This is a genomic window from Dokdonella sp., from assembly GCF_044227025.1.
Taxonomy (GTDB): Bacteria; Pseudomonadota; Gammaproteobacteria; order Xanthomonadales; family Rhodanobacteraceae; genus Dokdonella_A.
On sequence record NZ_JBGAFX010000001.1, the window covers coordinates 970,329 to 978,345 of the forward strand.

6 protein-coding genes are annotated in these 8,017 nt (G+C 67.6%); 3 read left to right on the forward strand and 3 right to left on the reverse strand.

From position 1 onward, the window contains the following. Positions 1-4: 4 nt before the first annotated feature. Both ACILRJ_RS04280 and ACILRJ_RS04285 read right to left on the reverse strand, forming a co-directional pair. Positions 5-922 (reverse strand): branched-chain amino acid transaminase, encoded by a 918-nt coding sequence (locus ACILRJ_RS04280; protein WP_395680729.1) that lies wholly within the window; start codon positions 920-922, stop codon positions 5-7. Positions 923-973: 51 nt separating this feature from the next. Further along, positions 974-1,453, reverse strand: coding sequence for a hypothetical protein (locus ACILRJ_RS04285; RefSeq protein ID WP_395680731.1), 480 nt, complete (start codon positions 1,451-1,453; stop codon positions 974-976). Positions 1,454-1,979: 526 nt separating this feature from the next. Here ACILRJ_RS04285 and asnB point away from each other — a divergent pair. Next, positions 1,980-3,668 carry an asparagine synthase B gene (gene asnB / locus ACILRJ_RS04290; protein ID WP_395680733.1) on the forward strand — a complete coding sequence of 563 codons (1,689 nt, stop codon included), beginning with the start codon at positions 1,980-1,982 and terminating at the stop codon, positions 3,666-3,668. Between the two features lie 126 nt (positions 3,669-3,794). On the opposite strand, the gene metF is transcribed toward asnB, so the two are convergent. Then, positions 3,795-4,634: a methylenetetrahydrofolate reductase [NAD(P)H] gene (metF, locus tag ACILRJ_RS04295; RefSeq protein ID WP_395680735.1), complete on the reverse strand. Its 840-nt coding sequence runs from the start codon at positions 4,632-4,634 to the stop codon at positions 3,795-3,797. 162 nt (positions 4,635-4,796) lie between these two features. Here metF and ACILRJ_RS04300 point away from each other — a divergent pair, with 162 nt between their 5' ends. Further along, positions 4,797-7,220, forward strand: coding sequence for a zinc-dependent metalloprotease (locus ACILRJ_RS04300; protein ID WP_395680737.1), 2,424 nt, complete (start codon positions 4,797-4,799; stop codon positions 7,218-7,220). Positions 7,221-7,271: 51 nt separating this feature from the next. After that, positions 7,272-7,841, forward strand: coding sequence for a DUF3228 family protein (locus ACILRJ_RS04305; protein WP_395680739.1), 570 nt, complete (start codon positions 7,272-7,274; stop codon positions 7,839-7,841). The last annotated feature ends 176 nt before the right edge of the window (positions 7,842-8,017 follow it).

Sequence of the window (8,017 nt, forward strand, 5' to 3'; positions counted from 1 at the left end):
GCCATCAAACCGGTTCGAGCCAGCCCCACTGGTCCTTCGTCGCGCCGCTGAACAGGCCGAAGAACAATTCCTGGATGCGATGCGTGAGCGGCCCGGGCTTGCCCGCGCCGACCGGCTTGCCGTCGACCGAGCGGATCGGCGTGATCTCGGCGGCGGTGCCGCACATGAACAGCTCGTCGCACAAGTACAGGTATTCGCGCGGGATGTCGCGTTCGATCACTTCGATGCCGACGCTGCGCGCAAGCGTGATGATCGTGTTGCGCGTGATGCCGTTGAGCAGTGCTGCGCTGACCGGCGTGGTGTGCAGGGCGCCGTCAAAGACCAGGAACAGATTCTCGCCCGCGCCTTCGCTGAGCAGGCCGGTCGAGGCGAGTGCGATGCCTTCGCCGAAACCGAGTCGGCGCGCTTCGCGCGCGATCAGTTGTCCCGAAAGATAGTTGCCGCCGGCCTTCGCGCCGGCCGGGATCGTGTTCGGCGCGAAGCGCTGCCAGCTCGACACGCAGGCATCGATGCCTGCCTCAAGCACGCCGGCACCGAGGTAGGGCCCCATCTGCCATGCAGCGACCGCGACATCGGTCGGCGTCTCGGCGGAAAGACCGAAGCCGCCGAGGCCGCGGTACGCGACCGGACGCAGGTATGCCTTGGTCAGCCCGTTCGCCTTGATGACTTCGCGGCACGCGGCGTTGATCTCGTCGAGCGTGTACGGAATCGCGATGTCGTAGATCTTGGCCGAATGGAACAGGCGGCGGTTGTGGTCGCTCAGGCGGAAGATTGCCGGACCCTTCGGCGTTTCGTAGCTGCGGATGCCTTCGAACACCGACGAACCGTAGTGCAGCGCGTGCGCCATCACGTGCACGGTCGCTTCCGCCCACGGCTTCATGCGACCGTTCTGCCAGATGTGGTCGGGATAGGTCTGTGCCATGGCGTCGGTTCCGCATCGAAAGCGCGATGATACCAGCCGCCGCGACGACCCCTACCAGGTGAGCCACCAGCAGCCGGCGTCCTCCTCGATACCGAACGAGTGGTCACGCACACCGCCGGTCGTATTGCTGCCGGTACGCACATGCAGGCCGTCGCCGGAGGCGAGATCGAGCAGCGGATAGCGTACGAGCTCACGCAGGCTGCGCAGGCGTTCGTTCGCGGCGGCGCCACCCACGCCGCGCCAGTGCATCATGCCGGCGATCGTGTTCGCGTCGTGGCGCGCGATCGCCGCGCCGAGGCGATCGCGCAGTTCCTCCTGCGAGGCGGGGCAGGAATCGGCCGGCGGCGGCGCGGCATCGCTCGTGCCCATGGAGGTGCCGGCAAGATTGGCTTCGATGCAAGGCAGCCCCGAGAACACGACCTCGCCATGCCGACCGGCGCAGCGATGCACGCGCTGGCCGTCGTCCTGCGCGAACGCGGCGCCGGTTGCCAGCAGGAGCAAGAACGAGAAGGGCAGGGCGCGATATCGCATGCCGCGAGGCTACCCGAATCCGTCGGCTCCCGTCGTCGAGCTGCATGACGCCTGGAGCCGTTTGATCACTTACTTGGCTCGTCATCGCCGCGAACGCGGGGATCCAGCGGCCTTGTTCCCGAAAGAGCGAAACCGCTGCACTCCCCATTTCGCGGGAACGACGGGGTCCGGGATCGATCTCGAAATTCCGTTCGCTTCGAGGACGCTTGCTCCCTCTTGCGCGTACCGCGCCGCCGTGCTGTAGTGCGGCCATGTTCACCGCGACCTTCCCGCCCCGCCAGCCGAACCGCGCATCGATTGCGCGGGGTGACCTGCGCACGGGCCTGAATAATAACGCCAGCTCGACATCGAGGGCCGGCGTGTAGGCGCGTTTTTGACAAACCAACACGAGACAAGGCCCGCCCAGTGCGGGCCTTTTGCGTTTCCGGCGCGCGGTCGAAAGGACCGTGCTGTTTTTCAACGGTGCGGGCATGGATGCCTGCTCTGACACCTGGCGATCAGGGACGATCGCAAAGGAGAACCAGGCATGTGCTCGATATTCGGAATGTTCGACCTGCAACCCGGTGACGATCTGGCCGCCTTGCGTGCGCAGGCGCTGGAACGCTCGCAGCGTCAGCGTCATCGCGGACCCGACTGGAGCGGCGTGTTCGTCGACACCGGCGTGATCCTCGTGCACGAGCGTCTCGCCATCGTCGATCCGGGAAGCGGCGCGCAACCTTTGTGTTCGCGCGACGGCGCGCTCGCGCTCGCGGTCAACGGCGAGATCTACAACCATCGCGAACTGCGCGCCGCGAGCGCCTACGATTTCACCAGCGGCTCCGACTGCGAAGTCATCAACGCGCTGTACCGCGAAGGCGAATCGCCGTCGCTCTGGCTTGGTCGGCTCAACGGCATCTTCGCGTTCGCGCTGTGGGACGCCGCCAGCCAGCGCTACCTGATCGCACGCGATCCGATCGGCGTGTGCCCGTTGTACTGGGGCCACGACGAGCAGGGTCGGGTATGCGTCGCTTCGGAAATGAAGGCGCTGGTCGGACTGTGTGCCGATGTCGCCGCGTTCCCGCCCGGCCACGTCTACGACAGCGCGGATGGCGTGCTGCGCCGCTGGTACGAGAGGCCGTGGCGCGACCACTCGCGCACGCGCGGGGTGCGGGTCGAACCCGCGGCGCTACGCGACGCGCTCGAACAGGCCGTGCATCGCCAGCTGATGACCGACGTGCCGTACGGCGTGCTGCTTTCCGGCGGCCTCGATTCGTCGCTGGTCGCGGCCTGCGCCGCGCGCTTCGCGCGTCAGCGCGTCGAGGACGGCGACCGCAGCGAGGCGTGGTGGCCGCGGCTGCATTCGTTCGCGATCGGCCTTGAAGGCTCGCCCGATCTCGCGGCGGCGCAGGTCGCCGCCGATGCGATTGGCACCGTGCACCACGGCTTCGTCTATTCGTTCTGGGAAGGTCTCGACGCATTGCCCGAGGTGATTCGTCACATCGAGAGCTACGACGTGACCACCGTGCGCGCGTCGACGCCGATGTTCCTGCTCGCGCGGCGCATCAAGGCGATGGGCGTGAAGATGGTGCTCAGCGGCGAAGGCGCGGACGAGATCTTCGGGGGCTATCTGTATTTCCACAAGGCGCCGACGGCGCAGGCGTTCCACGAGGAAACCGTGCGCAAGCTCGACGCGCTGCACGGCTTCGACTGCCTGCGTGCGAACAAGGCGATGATGGCGTGGGGCGTGGAACCGCGCGTGCCGTTCCTCGATCTGGAGTTCCTCGACGTCGCGATGTCGATGGACGCGGCCCACAAGATGGTCGGCGAGCGCGCCGATGGCAGTCGCCGGATCGAGAAGGCGGTGCTGCGCGAGGCGTTCACCGGCGCATTGCCCGAATCGATCCTGTGGCGGCAGAAGGAGCAGTTCAGCGACGGCGTCGGCTACGGCTGGATCGACGGCCTCAAGGCACATGCCGAACAGGCCATCGGCGATCGCGAGTTTGCTGCCGCGGCGATGCGCTTCCCGCTCAACACGCCCGCCACGAAAGAGGCGTATCTGTATCGACGCATCTTCGAGCGTCACTTTCCCGGCGAGGCGTGCGCGGCGACCGTGCCCGGTGGCAAGTCGATCGCATGTTCGTCGCCGGCGGCGCTGGCGTGGGACCCGGCCTTCGCGAAGTCGGCGGATCCGTCCGGTCGCGCGGTGGCTGGCGTGCACCTCGCAGCGACCGCGTAACGGGAGGATGCAGGTGCGGCGCAGCCGCGATGCGTAGAGGGTGAGGGCTGAAAAGCATCACGGCGCCTGAAGCCTCCCCCTTCAAGGGGAGGGCGCAATGCCTGTCGAGGGCTGGGGCGTCCGCTGCTACGCGGCCTTGCCCAGGCGTTCGATCACCGCCAGCGTCGGCCGGGAGCGATTGAGCGTGTAGAAGTGCAGGCCCGGTGCGCCGCCAGTGACGAGGCGGTCGCACAAGGCGGCGACGACATCTGCGGCGAACTCGCGGATCGCATCGACGTCGTCGCCGTGTGCGTGCAGGCGCTTGGCCAGCCAGCGCGGGATCTCCGCGCCGCACAGGTCGGAGAAACGCTTGAGCTGCGAGAAGTTCGCGATCGGCATGATGCCCGGCACGATCGGAATCGTGACGCCGGCACGGCGCGCGGCTTCGACGAAACGGAAGTACGCATCCGCGTTGTAGAAGTACTGGGTGATCGCGCCGTTCGCGCCGGCGTCGACCTTGGTCTTGAAGTGGCGCAGGTCCGCATGCGCATCGTCCGACTGTGGATGCACTTCCGGGTAGCAGGCGACCTCGATGTGGAACGAACCGTCGTGCTCGCGCCGGATGAACTCGACCAGATCGCTGGCATAGCGGAAGTCACCGTAGCTCGCCATGCCGGATGGCAGGTCGCCGCGCAGCGCGACGATGCGCCTGCAGCCCATCGCCTTGTAGCGTTCGAGCAATGCGCCGATCTCCTCGCGCGTGCCGCCCATGCACGAAAGATGCGGCGCGGCGTCGAGGCCGTGTTCCTCGCGCAGATGGCGGATCGTTTCCGGCGTGTAGCTCAGGGTGGAGCCGCCCGCGCCGAAGGTGCAGCTGACGTATTCGGGGGCTAGCGCCTTCAGTTTCGGCAGCGCCGCTTCGAGCGTCGCGTGCTGTTCGTCGGTCTTGGGCGGGAAGAACTCGAAGGAGATCGAAACGGCAGCCATGGCTTCAGAGTGGGAAACGGAGATGCGTAACTATATCTCTATGTCCGGATGAAGAGATAGGCGTGATTTCCGGCCGGTGTGCGCGGCGCGCTGTTGCGGGCAGAATGGCCGCTTGCCTTCACGCAGGGGATGACGATGCGGCATCGTGGCCGGGTTGCAGCGGTGGCTTTGGGATGGTTCGTCGCGAGCCTGGCGGGTGCGGCGGTTGCCGACAAGGCGGCGTACACGCCGGTCGCGGACCTGGCGACGGCCACGCGCGGCATGTCGTCCGCCGCGGGATTGTTCGACGTCTGGCGCGACGAGGCGAAGGGGCGCGTGCTGCTCGGCGTGCACGCATTCGAGCAGCCGTTCCTGATGACCACTTCGCTGCCGTGGGCGCTCGGGTCGAACGATGTCGGGCTCGATCGCGGCCAGAGCAGCGATTCGCACCTGGTCGAGTGGCGCCGCGCTGGTGCGCGCGTGCTGCTGGTCGAGGACAACACGAAGTTCCGTGCGGTGTCGGGCAATCCCGACGAGGCGCTGAGCGTGCGTCAGGCGTTCGCCGAATCGGTGCTGTGGGCCGGCGACATCGTCGCCGAGCGCAAGGGTGCCGATGCGGTCGTGGTCGTCGACGCGAGTCCGCTGCTGCTGTCGGATCGTCACGGCATCGCCGCGCGACTGGAACAGGCCAAGCAGGGCAAGTACGACATCGACGAGAAGCGCAGCGCGGTCTCGCTCGCCGATGCGAAAAGCTTTCCCGACAATACCGAACTGGAGGCGATGCTGACCTTCAAGGGTGCGGGCGAGGGCGCGTTCGTCAAGGATGTCGCGATGGATGCGCAGAGCCTGACCGTGCGCCAGCACCTCAGCTTCGTGCGCCTGCCCGCAGCGGGCTACGTGCCGCGTCCGTACCATCCGGCCTCGGGCGGGCTCAGCGTCGGCTGGTACGACTTTGCGCAACCGCTGTCGTCGAGCATCGATCGTCGCGTGCAGCCGCGCTTCCGCCTCGACAGGAAGGATGCGGCCGGCCACGTGAAGAAGCCGATCGTGTTCTACCTGGATCGCGGCACGCCCGAGCCGGTGCGCTCGGCCCTGCTCGACGGCGCGAACTGGTGGAAGAGCGCGTTCGAAAAGGCCGGCTTCAAGGACGCCTATCGCGTCGAGCTGCTGCCCGAGGGCGTCGATCCGATGGACGTGCGCTACAGCCTGGTCACCTGGGCGCACCGGCACACGCGCGGCTGGTCGTACGGACAGCCGATCGTCGACCCGCGCACCGGCGAGATCATTCGCGGCAACGTCACGCTCGGTTCGCAACGTGTGCGCCAGGACATCCTGATCGCCGAGAGTCTGCTCGCGCCGTACGACAAGGCGAACGCCTCGGAGCTGAAGGACGAGGCCGAGCGCATGGCGCTTGCGCGCCTGCGCCAGCTCGCCGCGCACGAGGTCGGCCATGCACTCGGCTTCGCGCACAACTTCGCCGCGAGCCGACTCGGCAACGGCTCCGTGATGGACTATCCGCATCCGCTGCTCAAGCTCGGCACCGATGGCGCGTTGTCGCTCGCCGATGCGTACGGTGCGGGGCTTGGCGCATGGGACGACTTCGTCGTTGGGCATGCGTACGGCCAGTTCGCGCCGGGCACGGAAGAGGCATCGCTCGCGAAACTGCGCGCAGACATCGCCAAGGCCGGCTTCCGCTACGTCAGCGACCAGGATGCTCGCGGTCCCGGCGACGCCGAGCCGGACGGCCTGCTGTGGGACTCCGGCGCGGATACGCTGGCGACGTTCGACGCACTGCTGGCGGCACGCCGCAAGGCGCTCGCGAATTTCTCGATCGGCGTACTGCCGCCGGATCGCCAGTCCGGCGAGCTCGAAGCGCGCCTCGTGCCGGTCTACCTGCTGCACCGCTACCAGACCGAAGCCGTCACGCGCCTGCTCGGCGGCGTGCGCTACGACTATTCCGAAGCCATGGATCGCCCGGCCGGCACGACGGCGGTGCCGGCGGACACGCAGCGCAACGCGCTCGCGCGCGTCGTCGCGACGCTCGGCGTCGACGTGCTCGCGCTGCCGGCGAACGTCCTCGACCTGGTGACGCCACCCGGCGCCGACTACGCGCGCAGCCGCGAATACTTCGCGACGAAGGCGGGTCCGGTGTTCGATCCGCTTGCGGCAGTCGAGGCCGCGGCGGCGCAGACGACCCTGTTCCTGTTCGCGCCCGAGCGCCTCAATCGCCTCGCGTGGCAGCATGCGCGCGATGCGCGGCAGCCGGGTGTCGCCGACCTGCTCGACGCGACGTTCCGCGGCACCTGGCAGCAGTCGCCGCGTGCCGACGCCGCACCGGCAGCGGTCGCGGTTCAGGTCGCGGCGAACTGGGTCGTGCTGGATGCGCTGCTGCATGCGCTCGACGACGGCAGGCTGCATGCGCAGGTCGACGCCGACCTGCGCGCGTCGCTGCGGCAGTGGCAGGCATGGCTGGCGAGACAGGGCGACACCGACACGGCTGGCGCGAGCCGCGCGTCCGCGGCGGAGACGATCCGCAACTACCTCGCCGATCCGAAGTCGGTGAAGCTTCGACCGCTGCCGGTGATCCCTCCGGGTGCACCGATTTGATGCGGCGGGACTCGTGCCCTCAGCCCTGAGCCCTGAGCCCTCATCCCAATCATGCCAATCGTCCTCACGCCCTTCGCTCGCACACGCCTGTTCCCGCGCCAGCCGCGCGGCAACACGATCCAGGACTGCACGCCGGAGCAGTTCGAACGCTTTCTCAATGACGAGGCGCCGTTCAGGGTGCTCGATGGCTACGCGCCGTTCTGCAAGCTGCATGTGCATCACAACCGGACCTCGACGCGTTGCCTGACCGTGCCGATCACCGACGCGAATCGGGATCGGCTGCGCTCCGCCTACGAAGCGCGATCCCCGGAAGAGTTGCCGGTGCTCGTGCGCTGGTTCGAAGGCGTCGAGGTGCCAGTCGCCGTTTGGCTGATCGTGATCCTCTACAGCCGCGAACAACTCGCAAAGGAAGGCGCGTCGATCGACGCCGACTGGGGCGTCGTCGGCTGCCTTTACACGATGGAACCGGAGGAAATACCGATGGCTCCGATCACGATGATGCGCAACGCACTCGGCGTCGAAGAAGGCGGTTCCGGCGTGCCGATCGACCGCGCTGCGTACCGCCGCAGCGTCGAATTCTGGGAGCGCAACGCGAACTGGCGTCCACGGCCGGGCTCGTAAGCGTTTGTGGGAGCGGCGGAAGCATGGCGTCATGCACCGCTTGTGTCTGCACTTCGTCGTAGAGTCTGAGTGGAGAGCGATGTGCGGCACACCGACAGGCCGCAGTGTTCGAGCACGTGTGGGAGCCAGGGTGGCCGCACATCGACCTCGTCCGCAGCCCGAACAGTTGAACGAGC

Bases quoted from the DNA above. Each gene is read 5' to 3' on its own strand.
- metF (WP_395680735.1), bottom strand. From the start codon at position 4,634: ATGGCTGCCGTTTCGATCTCCTTCGAGTTCTTCCCGCCCAAGACCGAC.
- ACILRJ_RS04285 (WP_395680731.1), bottom strand. From the start codon at position 1,453: ATGCGATATCGCGCCCTGCCCTTCTCGTTCTTGCTCCTGCTGGCAACC.
- asnB (WP_395680733.1), top strand. From the start codon at position 1,980: ATGTGCTCGATATTCGGAATGTTCGACCTGCAACCCGGTGACGATCTG.
- ACILRJ_RS04280 (WP_395680729.1), bottom strand. From the start codon at position 922: ATGGCACAGACCTATCCCGACCACATCTGGCAGAACGGTCGCATGAAG.
- ACILRJ_RS04305 (WP_395680739.1), top strand. From the start codon at position 7,272: ATGCCAATCGTCCTCACGCCCTTCGCTCGCACACGCCTGTTCCCGCGC.